13 protein-coding genes are annotated in these 16,206 nt (G+C 65.2%); 11 read left to right on the forward strand and 2 right to left on the reverse strand.

The window, feature by feature from the left end:
• Positions 1-6 precede the first annotated feature (6 nt).
• From nuoL to D8676_RS16340, 10 genes are all read left to right on the forward strand, one after another.
• The gene (gene nuoL, locus D8676_RS16295; RefSeq protein ID WP_121582149.1) at positions 7-2,019 is read left to right on the forward strand and encodes an NADH-quinone oxidoreductase subunit L; all 2,013 of its coding nucleotides are present in this window, start codon (positions 7-9) and stop codon (positions 2,017-2,019) included.
• Entirely contained in the window at positions 2,019-3,524 is a 1,506-nt protein-coding gene (locus D8676_RS16300; protein ID WP_121582150.1) for an NADH-quinone oxidoreductase subunit M, read from the forward strand. The genes nuoL and D8676_RS16300 overlap by 1 nt, the downstream gene beginning before the upstream one ends.
• Before the next feature lie 12 nt (positions 3,525-3,536).
• Positions 3,537-4,982: an NADH-quinone oxidoreductase subunit NuoN gene (nuoN, locus tag D8676_RS16305; protein ID WP_121582151.1), complete on the forward strand. Its 1,446-nt coding sequence runs from the start codon at positions 3,537-3,539 to the stop codon at positions 4,980-4,982.
• Between the two features lie 3 nt (positions 4,983-4,985).
• Positions 4,986-5,765, forward strand: coding sequence for a biotin--[acetyl-CoA-carboxylase] ligase (locus D8676_RS16310; protein ID WP_121582152.1), 780 nt, complete (start codon positions 4,986-4,988; stop codon positions 5,763-5,765).
• Positions 5,766-5,778: 13 nt separating this feature from the next.
• Entirely contained in the window at positions 5,779-7,449 is a 1,671-nt protein-coding gene (locus tag D8676_RS16315) for a ribonuclease J (protein ID WP_121582153.1), read from the forward strand.
• Between the two features lie 146 nt (positions 7,450-7,595).
• The gene (mce, locus tag D8676_RS16320; protein WP_121582154.1) at positions 7,596-8,000 is read left to right on the forward strand and encodes a methylmalonyl-CoA epimerase; all 405 of its coding nucleotides are present in this window, start codon (positions 7,596-7,598) and stop codon (positions 7,998-8,000) included.
• Positions 7,997-8,311, forward strand: coding sequence for a DUF1467 family protein (locus D8676_RS16325; RefSeq protein WP_121582155.1), 315 nt, complete (start codon positions 7,997-7,999; stop codon positions 8,309-8,311). The genes mce and D8676_RS16325 overlap by 4 nt, the downstream gene beginning before the upstream one ends.
• Before the next feature lie 407 nt (positions 8,312-8,718).
• Complete coding sequence (gene proS / locus D8676_RS16330) at positions 8,719-10,059, forward strand: proline--tRNA ligase (RefSeq protein WP_121582156.1); 1,341 nt, start codon at positions 8,719-8,721, stop codon at positions 10,057-10,059.
• On the forward strand, positions 10,056-11,360 hold the full coding sequence (locus D8676_RS16335; RefSeq protein ID WP_121582157.1) for a lipoprotein-releasing ABC transporter permease subunit: 1,305 nt from the start codon (positions 10,056-10,058) through the stop codon (positions 11,358-11,360). Before proS ends, D8676_RS16335 begins: the two co-directional genes overlap by 4 nt.
• Complete coding sequence (locus tag D8676_RS16340) at positions 11,357-12,037, forward strand: ABC transporter ATP-binding protein (RefSeq protein ID WP_121582158.1); 681 nt, start codon at positions 11,357-11,359, stop codon at positions 12,035-12,037. The genes D8676_RS16335 and D8676_RS16340 overlap by 4 nt, the downstream gene beginning before the upstream one ends.
• 611 nt (positions 12,038-12,648) lie before the next feature.
• Here the strand turns inward: D8676_RS16340 and ggt are convergent.
• The gene (gene ggt, locus D8676_RS16345; RefSeq protein WP_121582159.1) at positions 12,649-14,418 is read right to left on the reverse strand and encodes a gamma-glutamyltransferase; all 1,770 of its coding nucleotides are present in this window, start codon (positions 14,416-14,418) and stop codon (positions 12,649-12,651) included.
• A complete protein-coding gene (gene lipB / locus D8676_RS16350) occupies positions 14,418-15,158 on the reverse strand; it encodes a lipoyl(octanoyl) transferase LipB (protein WP_121582390.1) in 741 nt (246 codons plus the stop codon). The genes ggt and lipB overlap by 1 nt, the downstream gene beginning before the upstream one ends.
• Positions 15,159-15,307: 149 nt before the next feature.
• Here lipB and D8676_RS16355 point away from each other — a divergent pair, with 149 nt between their 5' ends.
• Entirely contained in the window at positions 15,308-16,186 is an 879-nt protein-coding gene (locus tag D8676_RS16355) for a bile acid:sodium symporter family protein (protein WP_121582160.1), read from the forward strand.
• The last annotated feature ends 20 nt before the right edge of the window (positions 16,187-16,206 follow it).

Raw genomic sequence — 16,206 nt, forward strand, 5'->3', positions numbered from 1 at the left:
ACCGTCATGTACCAGGCTATCGTCTTCCTTCCGCTTCTCGGCTTCCTGATCGTCGGCTTGTTCGGCCGCTCGCTCGGCGCCAAGGCATCCGAATACATCACCTCCGGCTTCATGGTGGTCGCCGCCGTGCTGTCCTGGGTGGCCTTCGCCAGCGTCGGGATCGGGTCGAGCGAAGTCTTCACCGTGCCGGTGCTGCGCTTCATCGAGGCCGGCGGCCTGCAGGCCGACTGGGCGCTCAGGATCGACACCCTGACGGTGGTCATGCTGGTCGTCGTCAACACGGTCTCGTGCCTGGTGCACATCTACTCGATCGGCTACATGCACCACGACCCGGATCGGCCGCGCTTCTTCGCCTATCTGTCGCTCTTCACCTTCGCCATGCTGATGCTGGTGACGTCCGACAATCTCGTCCAGATGTTCTTCGGCTGGGAAGGCGTCGGCCTCGCCTCCTATCTGCTGATCGGCTTCTGGTACAAGAAGCCGTCGGCCAACGCCGCCGCGATCAAGGCCTTCGTCGTCAACCGTGTCGGCGACTTCGGCTTCCTGCTCGGCCTGTTCGGCGTGTTCGTGCTGTTCGGCTCGGTGAACTTCGGCACCATCTTCGCCAATGCGGCTTCCTTCATCCCGGCCGGCGCTCACGGCGCTGAGGGCGCCGCCGGCGAAGCTGCCCAGCATGGCGAGACGGTGCTCACCTTCCTCGGCTACCATCTCGACAAGGCCGGCGCGCTGACTGTCGTCTGCCTGCTGCTCTTCATGGGTGCCATGGGCAAGTCGGCGCAGGTGCCGCTGCACACCTGGTTGCCGGACGCCATGGAAGGCCCGACGCCCGTTTCGGCGCTCATCCATGCCGCGACCATGGTCACGGCCGGCGTCTTCATGCTCGCCCGCCTCTCGCCGCTCTTCGAGCTCAGCCATACCGCGCTGATCGTGGTCACCTGCATCGGCGCGCTCACCGCCTTCTTCGCGGCGACCGTCGGCCTGGTGCAGAACGACATCAAGCGCGTCATCGCCTATTCGACCTGCTCGCAGCTCGGCTACATGTTCGTCGCGCTCGGCCTCGGCTTCTATTCGGCTGCGATCTTCCACCTCTTCACGCACGCCTTCTTCAAGGCGCTGCTCTTCCTCGGCTCCGGTTCGGTCATCCATGCCGTCTCCGACGAGCAGGACATGCGCAAGATGGGCGGCCTGCGGAAGCTCATTCCGAAGACCTACTGGATGATGGTCATCGGCACGCTGGCGCTGACCGGCGTCGGCATCCCGCTGACGGTCATCGGCACGGCAGGTTTCTTCTCCAAGGACGCCATCATCGAAGGCGCCTTCGCCTCGCACAGCCCGGTCGCCTTCTACGCATTCTGGGCGCTGGTCATCGCCGCCGTCTTCACCAGCTTCTATTCCTGGCGGCTGATTTTCATGACCTTCCATGGCGAGCCGCGGGCCAGCCACGAGGTGATGCACCACGTGCACGAATCGCCGCCGGTGATGATGGTGCCGCTGTTCATCCTGGCCGCAGGCGCGCTGTTCGCAGGCTTTGCGTTCAAGGACTACTTCATCGGCGGGAACTACGAGGCGTTCTGGCAGGCTGCTCTGTTCACGCTGCCCGACAACCACATCCTGCACGCCTTCCACGACGTGCCGCTGTGGGTGAAGTTCGCGCCTTTCGCTGCGATGATCATCGGCTTCCTGGTCGCCTGGCAGTTCTACATTCGCTCGCCGGAAACGCCGAAGCGGCTCGCCGCCCAGCATCGCGGGCTCTACGCCTTCCTGCTCAACAAGTGGTATTTCGACGAGCTTTACGACTTCCTGTTCGTCAGGCCCGCCAAGCGCCTCGGCCGCTTCCTGTGGAAGACCGGCGACGGCACCATCATCGACGGCCTTGGGCCTGACGGCGTGTCGGCCCGCGTGGTCGACGTCACCAACCGCGTCGTCAAGCTGCAGACGGGCTACCTCTATCATTACGCATTCGCCATGCTGATCGGCGTCGCCGCCTTGGTCACCTGGATGATGTTCGGGAGCCATTGATGACCGACTGGCCAATTCTCTCCACGGTCACCTTCCTGCCGCTCGTCGGCGCGCTGCTCATCCTGTTCATCCGGGATGACAGCCCCAACGCGCGCCGCAACATCCGCGCCATCGCGCTGTGGACGACGATCTTCACCTTCGTCATCTCGCTGCTGATCTGGGCGGACTTCGACAACGGCGTGCCCGGCTTCCAGATGGTCGAGAAGGTCGACTGGCTGGACTCCGGCATCTCCTACCATATGGGCGTCGACGGCATCTCTATGCTGTTCGTCATCCTGACGACCTTCCTGATGCCGCTGTCCATCCTGGCGAGCTGGGAGGCGATCCAGACGCGCGTGAAGGCCTACATGATCGCCTTCCTGCTGCTCGAGACCCTGATGATCGGCGTCTTCTGCGCGCTCGACATCGTGCTCTTCTACGTCTTCTTCGAAGGCGGCCTGATCCCGATGTTCATCATCATCGGCGTGTGGGGCGGCAAGCGGCGCGTCTACGCCTCGTTCAAGTTCTTCCTCTACACGCTCGCCGGCTCGGTGCTGATGCTGCTCGCCATCATGGCGATGTTCTTCCAGGCCGGCACCACCGACATACCGACGCTGCTGACGCACGACTTCCCGGCGAACATGCAGATCTGGCTATGGCTCGCCTTCTTCGCCTCCTTCGCGGTGAAGATGCCGATGTGGCCGGTGCACACCTGGCTGCCCGACGCGCACGTCGAGGCGCCCACCGCGGGCTCCGTCATCCTGGCCGGTATCCTCCTGAAGATGGGCGGCTACGGTTTCCTGCGTTTCTCGCTGCCGATGTTCCCGCTGGCCTCGGCCGACCTGCAGCCGCTGGTCTTCACGCTGTCCGTCGTCGCGATCATCTACACCTCGCTGGTCGCGCTGATGCAGGAGGACATGAAGAAGCTGATCGCCTACTCCTCCGTCGCCCATATGGGCTACGTGACGATGGGCATCTTCGCCATGAACCAGGAAGGCATCCAGGGCGCCATCTTCCAGATGCTGTCGCACGGCCTGGTCTCGGGCGCGCTCTTCCTCTGCGTCGGCGTCGTCTACGACCGCATGCACACCCGCGAGATCGCCGCCTATGGCGGCCTCGTCAACAACATGCCGAAATACGCGGTGGCCTTCCTGATCTTCACCATGGCCAATGTCGGTCTGCCCGGCACCAGCGGCTTCGTCGGCGAATTCCTGACGCTGCTCGGCGTATTCCGGGTCAACACCTGGGTCGCGGTCTTCGCCGCCACCGGCGTCATCCTGTCGGCCGCCTATGCGCTCTGGCTTTACCGCAAGGTGGTCTTCGGAGCGCTGACCAAGGAGAGCCTCGAAGGTCTGCTCGACCTTTCCGGGCGCGAGAAGGCCATCCTCTATCCGCTTATCGCGCTCGTCATCTTCTTCGGCGTCTACCCGGCGCCGATCCTCGATGCGACCGCGACCTCGGTCGAGGCGCTCGTCAACACAGTCACCATATCGATCGACGGCTCGCATGCCGCGGCCGCGAACTGATAGGCGGTATCCATGACGCCGGAATTCATCTCTAGCCTCTGCCTGCTGGCGCCGGAACTGATCATCGCGGTCGGCGCCATGGTGCTGCTCATGATCGGCGTCTATTCCGGCGAGCGGGCCTATGGCGTCGTCAATGCGCTTGCCATCATCCTACTGATCGTCGCCGGCGGCTGGATGCTCCTTGCCATCCCGGACGGCAAGGCTTTCGGCGGCGCCTTCGTTTCCGACCCGTTCGCGCGCTTCATGAAGGTGCTGACGCTGACCGGCTCGGCCCTGACGCTGGTCATGTCGACCGGCTTCGCCCGCGAGCAGAAGTTCGACAAGTTCGAATATCCGGTGCTCGTGCTGCTGGCGACGCTCGGCATGCTGCTGATGATCTCGGCCAACGACATGATCGCGCTCTATCTCGGCCTCGAGCTGCAGTCGCTGGCGCTCTACGTGGTCGCCGCGATCAACCGCGACAACATCCGCTCGACCGAGGCCGGACTGAAGTATTTCGTGCTCGGCGCGCTGTCGTCCGGCATGCTGCTTTACGGCGTCAGCCTCGTCTACGGCTACACCGGCAACACCGGCTTCGACCAGATCGCGGCGGCGCTGACCGGCGGAGAGCGTCAGCTCGGCCTGGTCTTCGGCCTCGTCTTCGTGCTCGCCGGCCTTTCCTTCAAGATCTCCGCCGTGCCGTTCCACATGTGGACGCCGGACGTCTATGAAGGCGCGCCGACGCCGGTCACCGCCTTCTTCGCCGCCGCGCCCAAGATGGCGGCGATGGCGCTCACCGTGCGCGTCGTCATGAGCGCCTTCGAGCCGCTTGCCGTCGACTGGCAGCAGATCGTCGTCTTCGTGTCGATCGCCTCGATGGTGCTCGGCTCCTTCGCTGCGATCGGCCAGCGCAACATCAAGCGCCTGATGGCCTATTCCTCGATCGGCCATGTCGGCTTCGCGCTGGTAGGGCTTGCCGCCAACAGCCAGGAAGGCGTGCGCGGCGTCGCCATCTACATGCTGATCTATCTCGTCATGACACTCGGCACCTTCGCCTTCATCCTGGCCATGCGCCGCAAGGAGGGCAATGTCGAGGAGATCGGCGATCTCGCCGGTCTCTCCGCCACCAACCCCGTCATGGCGACGATCCTCACCATCCTGATGTTCTCGCTGGCCGGCATCCCGCCGCTCGCCGGCTTCTGGGCGAAGTGGTACGTCTTCCTCGCCGCGATCAATGCCGGGCTCTACGCGCTCGCCGTCATCGGCGTGCTCGCCTCGGTGGTCGGCGCGTACTACTACCTGCGCATCATCAAGATCATGTGGTTCGACGAGCCCGTCAGCGGCGGCTTCCTGCCGATGTCGGGCGCGCTCCGCTTCGTGCTCGGCCTCTCGGGCGCGTTCATACTGCTCTATGTGCTGCCGTGGATCGGCGGCTCGGTCTCGAGCTATGCCGAGGCGGCGGCAAGGACGTTCTTCTAGGCGATGGGCTTCTCGCTCGCTCCGACGGCAATCGCGGCAGGTTACCGGCTCGAAGCGTATGACAGTGTCGGCTCGACCAATGCGATCGCGCTGGAGCGAGGGGCGGCGGGCGATCCCGGCAGGCTCTGGCTGGTCACCACGCGCCAGGAGACCGGCCGCGGCCGGCGCGGGCGCGGATGGCAGTGGACCGAAGGCAATCTGGCGGCAACGCTGCTGCTGGTCCCGGACTTCGACCTGACACATGCGGCGACGCTAGGCTTCGTCGCCGGTCTCGCCATCGGCGATGCGCTGGCGGCGGTCTCGCCGCACGTCCGTTTCGAACTCAAATGGCCCAACGACGTGCTTGCAAACGGGGCCAAGCTCACCGGCATCCTGCTCGAATCCGTGATGCTGGGTGAAAAGCGGTATGCGCTGGCCATCGGCATCGGCGTGAACGTGGCCGGCCATCCGGAAGGCACGCCGTATCCGGCGACGTCACTGGCCGCACTCGGTGCGTCCTGCGACGCCGAAACCGTGTTCCTTGCGCTGTCCGACGCCTGGGTCGACAATCTGACGCTGTGGAACGGGGGCAGGGGCCTGGATGCCATCCGACAGCGCTGGCTGAACCGCGCCGCCGGGCTTGGTTCGGAAGTGGCCGTTCGCGTCGACGGCAATGTCGTGCGCGGCGTGTTCGAAACCATCGACGAGGATTGCCGTTTCGTCATCCGGACGGGCGACGACATGGTCAAGATCGCCGCCGGCGACGTGCATTTCGGCGCGGTCGCCTCGGCCGGCGCCGCATGAAGGCAGGACGGACATGGTAAGCTACTCGGGACCGGAACTCGTCTTCGTGCCGCTCGGCGGGGTCGGCGAGATCGGCATGAATTTCGCGCTTTACGGCTTCGGCCCGCCGAGCGCGCGCGAATGGATCGTCATCGATGTCGGCGTGACCTTTCCGGATGCGTCCCTGCCTGGTGTTGACCTCGTTCTGCCGGATACGCGCTTCATTGAGGAGCAGCTCCAGAATTTGCGCGGCATCGTCATCACCCACGCGCATGAAGACCACTACGGAGCGCTGCACGAGCTCTGGCCGAAGCTCAAGGCGCCTGTCTGGATGACGCCGTTCGGCGCCGGCCTGCTCGAAGCCAAACGGCAGGGCGAGAGCAATGCCCCGAAGATCCCGGTGACGATCTACCGCGCCGGCGACACGTTCGAGATCGGGCCGTTCAAGATCGAGGCGATCCCTGTGACGCATTCGATACCCGAGCCGATGTCGCTCGCCATCACCACGCCGCTCGGCACCGTCGTCCATACCGGCGACTGGAAGCTCGATCCGGCGCCCGAGATCGGCCCGATGACCGACGAGGCGCGTTTCCGCGCGCTTGGCGACGCCGGCGTGCTGGCGCTGATCTGCGATTCCACCAACGCCATGCGCGAGGGCGAATCCCCCTCCGAGCAGGAAGTCGGCGTCGGCATCCGCGGGGTCATCGAGAAGGCGCCCGGCCGCGTCGCCGTCACCACCTTCTCGTCCAATGTCGGGCGCGTGCGTTCCATCGCCGAGGCTGCGCGCGACACCGGCCGCCAGGTGCTGGTGCTCGGACGCTCGCTGAAGCGCATGATCAACGTCGCCTCCGAACTCGGCTACATGGAAGGCATCCCCGCCTTCATCGCCGAGGAGGATTACGGCTTCATCCCGCGCGACAACCTCGTCGTCATCTGCACCGGCAGCCAGGGCGAGGCGCGGGCCGCGCTCGCCAAGCTGGCGCGCGACGAGATGAAGACCGTGGCGCTGTCGCCCGGCGATATCGTCGTCTTCTCCTCGCGCACCATTCCCGGCAACGAGAAGGCGATCCTCGAGATCAAGAACCAGCTCATCGACCAGGGCATCAAGATCATCGAGGACGGCGACGCGCTGGTCCACGTCTCGGGCCATCCGCGCCGCAACGAGCTGCGCAAGATGTACGAGTGGACGCGTCCGCGCATCGGCATCCCGGTGCATGGCGAGGCCGCGCATCTGGTCGCGCAGGGCGCGCTGATGGCCCAGTCGGGCATCTCCGAAGTGGCGCAGGTGCGCAATGGCGACATGATCCGGCTGGCGCCGGGCGCCGCCGAGATCGTCGACAAGGTGCCGGTCGGCCGCATCTACAAGGACGGCAAGCTGGTCGGCGACGACGAGGCTACGGGCATACGCGAGCGGCGCAAGCTTTCCTTCGCCGGCCATGTGGCGGTGAACGTCGTGCTCGACGACCGCTACGAGATGGCCGGCGACCCCGACATCGTCGCGATCGGCGTGGCCAAGGTCGACGCGCAGGGCGAGGACGTGGAAGGGCTGATGCTCGATGCGGCGATCGGCGCCATCGACAGCATCCCCCGCCAGCGCCGAAAAGACCTCGACCTCGTGCAGGAGGCCGTGCGCCGCGCCGTGCGCAGCTCCGCCAACGAGATCTGGGGCAAGAAGCCGCTGGTGACGGTCTTCGTGACGCGGTGAGAATCAAGGGTCAGGTGAGTAAGGGAACTGGGAAGTAGGAATACGCGGCGGCTTGCCGCGCATTTTCATCCTTTTTCCGCTTTTCCCTACTCCCTTACTCCCCTATTCCCCTATTCCCTTACTCACCTGTCCACGGAGAGCCCGAAATGCTCGGACGCCTCAACCATGTCGCCATCGCGGTGCCGGACCTTGCCGCGGCAAGCGCCATCTACCGCGACACGCTCGGCGCGAAGGTCAGCGCGCCGCAGGCGTTGCCGGAGCATGGCGTGACGGTCGTCTTCGTCGACACCGGCAACTCCAAGATCGAGCTGCTCGAGCCGCTGGGGGAGGGGTCGCCGATCGCATCCTTCCTGGAGAAGAATCCGTCGGGCGGCATGCATCATCTCTGCTACGAGGTGGACGACATCGTCTCCGCGCGCGACCGTCTCAAGGCGTCGGGAGCGCGCGTGCTCGGCGACGGCAACCCGAAGATCGGCGCCCACGGCAAGCCGGTCCTCTTCCTTCATCCGAAGGATTTCGCCGGCACCCTTGTGGAGCTCGAACAGGCATGACCTGGATTTCCGTCGCCGCCCTCTATTTCGTCCTCTGGTGGCTGGTGCTGTTCGCTGCCTTGCCTTTCGGGCTGAGGACGCAGGACGAGGATGGCGAGGTCACGCTGGGCACCGTATCGAGCGCCCCGAAAGGCCCGCATGTGCTGCGCGCTTTCGTGCGCACCACCATCATCTCGGCGCTCATTCTCGGAGCGTTCTATCTGGTGACCAGGGGGTTCGGCTTCGGCATCGACGATATTCCGATGATCATCCCGGACTTCAAAAATGAAGTTACGTCGTCGACTTGGCAGGGTTTGCCGGTAAACTGCTGATTGCACAAAAAAAATGCAAGGCACAAGGCCTTGCAATTAAACGCGTCCGATCCGTTTCCGGTGTCCGGCGGCAGCGAGTTACCGCGCCTAGATCGCATCCTCCCAAGACTTTGACCGCGTAGGGAGAGCGAATTTTGTTTCGCCCTCTCGGTTATGCGGGGCACACTAGACCAAGCCCGGACAAATTGTCACGCAGAATTTTGCGTTTGAAGCGTTGCAGATGTGCTGCATTGCACAATCGACCGGCAGCCCGTGCCCGGGAAACGGACACGGCAAAAAATCCGTCCACGACGCGACCATGCCTGCGGGTTTCCATTCCGTCATGAAATGGCTATGAAGCGCGTACATGCGTTTCGCATGGCCTGCCGATTCCGGCACAATCTTCATAGCCTTTTCACGGAAGCACAATGCGGCTGTCGCGCTATTTCCTGCCCATCCTAAAAGAGAATCCGCGCGAAGCCGAAATCGTCTCGCACCGCCTGATGCTCCGCGCCGGAATGATCCGGCAGCAGGGGCAGGGATCGTTCACGATGCTGCCGCTCGGCAAGCGCGTGCTCGACAAGGTCTGCCAGATCATCCGCGAGGAGCAGAACCGCGCCGGCGCGCTCGAAATCCTCATGCCGACCATCCAGTCGGCCGAGCTCTGGCGCGAGAGCGGCCGCTACGACGACTACGGCAAGGAAATGCTGCGTATCAAGGACCGTCAGGACCGCGACCTGCTCTACGGCCCGACCAACGAGGAGATGGTGACGGAGATCTTCCGCTCCTACATCAAATCCTACAAGGATCTGCCGCTCAACCTCTACCACATCCAGTGGAAATTCCGCGACGAGGTGCGTCCCCGCTTCGGCGTGATGCGCGGGCGCGAGTTCCTGATGAAGGACGCCTATTCCTTCGACCTCGACTATGAGGGCGCCAAGGCCGCCTACAACCGGATGTTCGTCTCCTACCTCAGGACCTTCACCCGCATGGGCCTGCAGGCGATCCCGATGCGCGCCGACACCGGCCCGATCGGCGGCGATCTCAGCCATGAGTTCATCATCCTGGCGGAGACCGGCGAGAGCCAGGTCTACTGCGCGCGCGACTATCTCTCGCTCGAAGTGCCCGGCGAAGGCGTGAACTACCGCGACGACGCCGAGATCGGCGGCATCGTGAAGGCCTGGACCACGCCCTACGCCGCGACCGACGAAATGCACGACGAGGCGGCCTGGGAGAAGATCCCCGAAGGCGACCGCCTGTCGGCGCGCGGCATCGAGGTCGGCCACATCTTCCACTTCGGCGAGAAATATTCGAAGCCGATGAACGCCAAGGTGCAGGGACCCGACGGCAAGGAGCATTTCGTCTCGGGCGGCTCCTACGGCATCGGCCCGACCCGCCTCATCGCGGCGATCATCGAGGCCAGCCACGACGAAGCCGGCATCATCTGGCCCGAAAGCGTCGCGCCGTTCGACGTCGTCATCATCAACATGAAGGCCGGCGACGCCGATTGCGACCGGCTGTGCGAGCAGCTTTATGCGGCGCATCAGGCTGCGGGCCTCGACGTGCTCTACGACGACACCGACCAGCGCGCCGGCGGCAAGTTCGCCACCGCCGACCTGATCGGCGTGCCGTGGCAGGTGATCGTCGGCCCGCGCGGCGTCGCTGCCGGCGAGGTCGAGGTCAAGCGCCGCTCCACCGGCGAGCGCGACACCAAGAAGGTGGAAGCCCTTCTGGCATCGCTCGCGCCCAAGGTCGGATCCGGGGCATGAACGCACGCGCCGCCGCAACTGCAGCAGCGCCGCCCCGGCCAGCAGGCGCGGGGCCCTTCTCGGCCTTCGAACGGCTCGTCGCATGGCGATATTTGCGCTCCCGGCGCAAGGAGACGGTCATCTCCGTCATCGCCTCGATCTCCTTCCTCGGCATCATGCTCGGCGTCGCCACCCTCATCGTCGTCATGGCGGTGATGAACGGTTTTCGCGCCGAACTTCTCGTCCGCATCCTCGGCATCAACGGCCACCTCGTCGTGCAGCCGATCGACATGCCGCTCGAGGATTACGAGGCGGTCGCCCAGCGCATCAACGGCGTCGCCGGGGTCAAATACGCCATTCCGCTCATCGACGGGCAGGTGCTGGCTTCGGGGACGGTCGGGGCAGGGGCCGGCGCACTGGTGCGCGGCATCAGCGGCGAGAACCTCGGCAAGCTGACCGTCGTCTCCAGCAACATCAAGCATGGCTCGCTGGTCGGCTTCGACCAGTCCGAGGGCGTCGCCATCGGCCAGCGCATGGCCAACAATCTCGGCCTCGTGCTCGGCGACATGATCACGCTGGTCTCGCCGGACGGCGACATCACGCCGATGGGAACCACGCCGCGCGTGAAGGCCTATCCGGTCGTCGCCATCTTCGAGGTCGGCATGTCGGAGTTCGATTCCTCCGTCATCTTCATGCCTTTCGGGGAAGCGCAGCTCTATTTCAACATGGAGGGCCGCGCGCAGACGATCGAGGTCTTCGTCGACAATCCCGACGATGTCGATTCGCTGCGCCAGCTCGTCGAGATCGCCGCCGCGCGGCAGGTCTTCATCTCCGACTGGCGCCAGCGCAACGAGACCTTCTTCTCCGCGCTGCAGGTCGAGCGCAACGTGATGTTCATGATCCTGACGCTGATCGTGCTCGTCGCGGCGCTCAACATCATCTCCGGCCTGATCATGCTGGTGAAGGACAAGGGGCACGACATCGCCATCCTGCGCACCATGGGCGCGACGCGTGGCGCAATCATGCGCATCTTCCTGATGACGGGTGCCGCGATCGGCGTCACCGGCACCATCGCCGGCGTCGTCCTCGGCGTGCTGCTCTGCCTCAACGTCGAGCGCATCCGCGAGTTCTTCTCCTGGCTCTCGGGCACGGTGCTTTTCAATCCTGAGCTCTATTTCCTGAGCCAACTGCCGGCCAAGATGGATGTCAGCGAGACCATCTCCGTCGTCTTGATGGCGATCATCCTCTCCTTCCTCGCCACGCTGTTCCCGGCCTGGCGCGCGGCCAACCTCGATCCTGTCGAAGCGCTGAGGTACGAGTGAGCGCGCCAGTCATCGAGTTGAAGAGCGTCGAACGCCACTACGTGCAGGGGCCGCGCAAGCTGACCATCCTGAACGGGGCGGATTTTTCGCTGGTGCCCGGCGAGATGGTGGCGCTGGTCGCGCCTTCGGGCGCCGGCAAGTCGACGCTGCTCCATACTGCCGGGTTGCTCGAACGGCCGGACGCCGGCGACGTCATCCTTGCCGGCCGCGCCTGCGGGCGGCTCTCGGACGACGAGCGAACCGCGATCCGCCGCAACGACATCGGCTTCGTCTACCAGTTCCATCATCTGCTGCCCGAGTTCTCGGCGCTCGAGAACATCATGATGCCGCAGATCATCAAGGGTTTGCCGCGCGAGGAAGCAGCCAAGCGCGCCGAGCAGCTCCTCGACTACATGCAGATCGGCAAGCGCGCGCACCACCGCCCGGCGGAACTCTCCGGCGGCGAGCAGCAGCGCGTGGCGATCGCCCGCGCCGTCGCCAACGCGCCGCTCGTCCTGCTTGCCGACGAGCCGACCGGCAACCTCGACCCGCACACGGCTTCCTACGTGTTCGACGCGCTGGCCGCCCTCGTGAAGCAGTCCGGGCTGGCGGCGCTGATCGCTACTCACAACCACGAGCTCGCCGGTCGCATGGACCGCCGCGTCACCTTGTCGGAAGGCAAGGTCGTACCGCTCTGACTCTGCTGCATCCTCGGCCTGTCCCGAGGATCTACTGCGGGCGAACCGTTACGATCGGCATCGATGCCCTGGGGACGTTACACTCAGGATCTGCGGGCTTGGCAGATCCTCGGGACAAGCCCGAGGATGACGGCGGAACGGGCTTCCTCCCCGACCTCTTGTCCCTCGCGTAGCCCCATCTGGCCCTCGGCGCGTTAACCTCTCCAGACCACCCGTAACCTTCGCTTAACCCTCCCGGCCATGCGTGTCAGGAGGCTTCGCCGCCATGCTTGCACTTCGAACAAAAATAGAACAAAGTACAAACACTTCGAAAACAGGAGGCAGTTATGGCCGATATATTCCAGGACGTCGTTTCGCTGGTTTGCATGAGCACCTTCCTCGTCGCCACGGCGATGTGGATCGGCGCGCTCTGAGGTTCTTCTCCGCTTTCACGTGATTTTCCCTTCATCCGAATTCGGTCGTCCGGAGCGTCCGGCCTTTCTTGTCCGGGAGGCTTGGCTCCGCCGAAATCGGATGGTGAGCGCCTGTCCCGTCTCGTCCCGGGCCAGGCGCTCCTGAAACAGCGATACAGCCGGTATGTCGTGGGCCCGCGGGTTCGGCGGACCTCACTGTCAGTCGCCGAGGGCGACGCCCTCGCGGCGCGGATCGGCCCCGCCGGTGAGCCCGCCCGGCGTTATCGCGATGCCGTGCAGCCCTGAATTCAGGTCGCCGATCTTCGTCTCGAAGCCCAGCGCCTTGAGATCGTCGGCGAACTCCTCGGCCTTGGTGCCGACCTCCAGCTCATAGGTGCCGAAGCGGTTCAGCATATGCGGCATTGAGATCGCCGCCTGCATGTTGAGCTTCCAGTCGATCAGCCCTATCAGCGTGGTCGCCACATAAGGGATGATGCTCGACCCGCCGGGCGAGCCCAGCGCATAGAGCGGCTTGCCGTCCTCCAGCACGATGGTCGGCGCCATCGAGGACCGCGGCCGCTTGCCGGGTTCGACGCGATTGGCCACGGCCGCGCCATCCTTCTCCGGCGCGAAGGAGAAATCGGTGAGCTGGTTGTTCAGGATGAAGCCGCCGGCCATCTGGCGCGAGCCGAAGGCGTTTTCCACCGAAGTGGTCATTGCAGCGACATTGCCCTTGGCGTCGACGATGCTGAAATGGCTGGTCGCCGGCATGTCGAACGCCTTGCCGTCGAGCCGCAGCTCGGCCCCATCCAGTCCAGCCTTGTCCCATGGGGGTTCGCCGGGCTTGACCTCGGCGTCCGGCAGGGCGGTCGGCCGGCGGATCAGCGCTGAACGCGCCTTGAGATAGTCCGCGTTCAGCAAACCCTTGGGGACGTTCACGAAATCGCTGTCGGCGATGTAGCGTTCGCGGTCGGCGAAAGCGAGGCGGCTGGCGTCGCCGATGATGCGCCAGCTTTCCGGATCGTCCCGCCCAAGCGTAGCGAGGTCGAACGGCTCGACCATGCCGAGGATCTGCCCGATCGTCAGCGCTCCGGAGGAGGGCGGTCCCATGCCGCACACCGACAGGCCCCGATAGGGTGCGCAGACGGCCGGCCGTTCCTTCACCTCGTAGGCCGCCAGATCCTTGAGATCGAGCTTGCCGGGATTGGTCGGGTGGCCGTTGACCGCCGCGACGATCCGGCCCGCCAGCGATCCCTTGTAGAAAGCGTCGGCGCCGCCTTCGGCAAGCGCGCGCAGGCTCTCGGCATATTCGGGGTTGCGCAGCATCGCGCCTGCCGCGCGGGGGGAACCGAGCGCGTCGAAGAAATACGCCCTCGTCTCCGGCTGCGTGTCGAGCCGGCCGATGTCCTCGGTGATCATCGTGTTGAGACGCGGCGAGATGGTGAAGCCGCTCTCGGCAAGCTCGATCGCCGGCTGCAGCAGTTGTGCCCAGTCCAGCTTGCCGTATTTCTTGTGCACCGTTTCGAGCAGGCGCGGCACGCCGGGCACGCCGACCGAGCGGCCGCCGATCACCGCGTCGAAGAAGTCGAGCGGCTTGCCGTTGGCGCCGAGGAAAAGCTCGGGCGTCGCGGCGGCAGGCGCCGTCTCGCGCCCGTCGAAGGTCGTCAGCGTCCCGCTTTCCGCGTCGTACCAGACCAGGAACGCGCCGCCGCCGATACCCGACGATTGCGGCTCGACCAGCCCGAGCACCATCTGCACGGCCACCACGGCGTCGGCGGCGCTGCCGCCGGCGCGCAGCACGTCGAGCCCTGCCTGCGTGGCGATCGGATTGGCAGCCACCACCATCTGGCGCGCCGCATGGACGGGCTGCTTCTCGGCGACCGCCGAGGGGGATTCCGGAGCCACCGTATCGGCGGCCTGCTGTGCGAAAGCCGGAAGCGCGAGCGCTCCGAAAAGCGCCAGGAAAGCGAACTTCCGCAAGGCTCCCATCAACCCGCCTTTCTGGTCTCGTCCCTGTTCTCTTCGGCCGCGCCGAACACCTCCGCGAAGGCCGCCTTCAGCGCCAGGTCCAGGTCGGCCATGGTGACCGGCAGGCCGAGGTCGACGAGGCTTGTCACGCCATGATCTTGGACGCCGCAGGGCACTATGCCCGAAAAATGCTGGAGGTCCGGCTCGACGTTGATCGCTATACCATGAAAACTCACCCAGCGCCGCAGCCTGATGCCGATCGCCGCGATCTTGTCCTCGGCCGGCGAGCCGTCGGGCATTGCCGGCCGGTCCGGCCTGACGACCCAGACGCCGACGCGGTCCTCGCGCCGCTCGCCCCTGACGTTGAAGCGGTCGAGCGTGCGGATGATCCATTCCTCCAGCGCCGCCACGAAGGCGCGCACGTCCTCGCGCCGGCGCTTCAGGTCGAGCATCACATAGGCCACCCGCTGGCCAGGCCCGTGATAGGTGTATTCGCCGCCGCGGCCGGCCGAAAAGACCGGGAACCGGTCCGGCTCCACCAGATCCTCGCTCCTTGCGCTGGTGCCGGCGGTGTAGAGGGGAGGGTGCTCGACCAGCCACACCGTCTCCGGCGCGCTGCCTTCCCGGATGGCCGCGGCACGCGCCTCCATGAAGGCCAGCGCATCACCATATTGCGTCAGCCCCGGTTCGAGCCGCCATTCGACCGGCGCCGAACCCGGGGCAGGCTGGAAGGAAACGACGATCTGGCTGCGTTCAGGCATCATGCCTCCGGTGCTGCCGCATCATATGGCGACAAGCGCGGCCAAGGTCCAGAGCGTTACGCCATCGTGGCTGCCGCGGCCCTCGGTCGGTAAGGCTTCGGAGATTGTTTTCGGTCAGTATGGCCGCCTGACCTATCGAGTGTCTGCTCATGCAACAGAGTGTCGTGCTCAGCATCGGCCTGCCCGTCGCCCTCGTCATCATCATGCTTGGGCTTGGGCTGTCGCTTCGCATCGAGGATTTCACCCGGTGCCTGTCCAGGCCGTGGCCGATCCTGGTGGGCCTGGTCTGCCAGATCGTGATTCTGCCGCTGTTCTGCCTGGCGCTGGTCTATGTGGCCGATCTGCCGCCGGCGATAAGCGTCGGCATGATGCTGCTCGCGGCGAGCCCGGGCGGAACCTCCGCCGCCATCTTCACCCATCTGGCGCGCGGCGATCTCGCGCTCAGCCTGATCCTCGCCGCGGCGACGTCCGTCATCGCGCTGCTCAGTCTGCCCGTGATCGTCAATTTCTCGATGGAGGCGTTCTACGGCGAGGCGAGCAAGGTCAGGCTGGATGTTCGCCAGGTCATGCAGATCTTCGTCGTCGCGATCATCCCGGCCCTGGTCGGAGTCCTGATCCGCAGCCGCTTTCCAGTGCTGGCCCAGCGTCTCGACCGTCCGGTCAAGGCGCTGGCGACCCTCTTCCTGGTCGCGGTCGTGCTGGCCGCGCTCATCGGCCAATGGCAGTTGCTGGTCGTGTGGGGGCCGACTGTCGGCACGGTGATGCTGGTGTTCAGCGTCGCCAGCCTGCTGGTCGGCTATTGCGTGCCGCTGCTGCTCGGCATCGAGCGGCGTCAGGCGATCGCGCTGTCGATGTCGATCGGCATCCACAACGCCGCGCTCGTCATCGCGCTGGCGATGAGCGAACACATGCTCGGCAATCCGGAGATGGCGATACCGCCGGCCGCCTACGGCGTGATCGCCTATATCGTCGGTGGCGCGTTCGTCTGGCTGCTCAACCGGCGGACAGTCCTGCCATCCTCGGGGTAATCCCCCGAATCCCGGCAATG

It is taken from the genome of Mesorhizobium sp. YM1C-6-2, assembly GCF_003666685.1.
Classification (GTDB): Bacteria; Pseudomonadota; Alphaproteobacteria; order Rhizobiales; family Rhizobiaceae; genus Mesorhizobium_K.

Coding starts and splice junctions, on each gene's coding strand:
- D8676_RS16310 (WP_121582152.1), top strand. CDS start 4,986: ATGGGCTTCTCGCTCGCTCCGACGGCAATCGCGGCAGGTTACCGGCTC.
- D8676_RS16355 (WP_121582160.1), top strand. CDS start 15,308: ATGCAACAGAGTGTCGTGCTCAGCATCGGCCTGCCCGTCGCCCTCGTC.
- D8676_RS16315 (WP_121582153.1), top strand. CDS start 5,779: ATGGTAAGCTACTCGGGACCGGAACTCGTCTTCGTGCCGCTCGGCGGG.
- ggt (WP_121582159.1), bottom strand. CDS start 14,418: ATGGGAGCCTTGCGGAAGTTCGCTTTCCTGGCGCTTTTCGGAGCGCTC.
- D8676_RS16335 (WP_121582157.1), top strand. CDS start 10,056: ATGAACGCACGCGCCGCCGCAACTGCAGCAGCGCCGCCCCGGCCAGCA.
- lipB (WP_121582390.1), bottom strand. CDS start 15,158: ATGCCTGAACGCAGCCAGATCGTCGTTTCCTTCCAGCCTGCCCCGGGT.
- D8676_RS16325 (WP_121582155.1), top strand. CDS start 7,997: ATGACCTGGATTTCCGTCGCCGCCCTCTATTTCGTCCTCTGGTGGCTG.
- nuoL (WP_121582149.1), top strand. CDS start 7: ATGTACCAGGCTATCGTCTTCCTTCCGCTTCTCGGCTTCCTGATCGTC.
- D8676_RS16300 (WP_121582150.1), top strand. CDS start 2,019: ATGACCGACTGGCCAATTCTCTCCACGGTCACCTTCCTGCCGCTCGTC.
- mce (WP_121582154.1), top strand. CDS start 7,596: ATGCTCGGACGCCTCAACCATGTCGCCATCGCGGTGCCGGACCTTGCC.
- proS (WP_121582156.1), top strand. CDS start 8,719: ATGCGGCTGTCGCGCTATTTCCTGCCCATCCTAAAAGAGAATCCGCGC.
- nuoN (WP_121582151.1), top strand. CDS start 3,537: ATGACGCCGGAATTCATCTCTAGCCTCTGCCTGCTGGCGCCGGAACTG.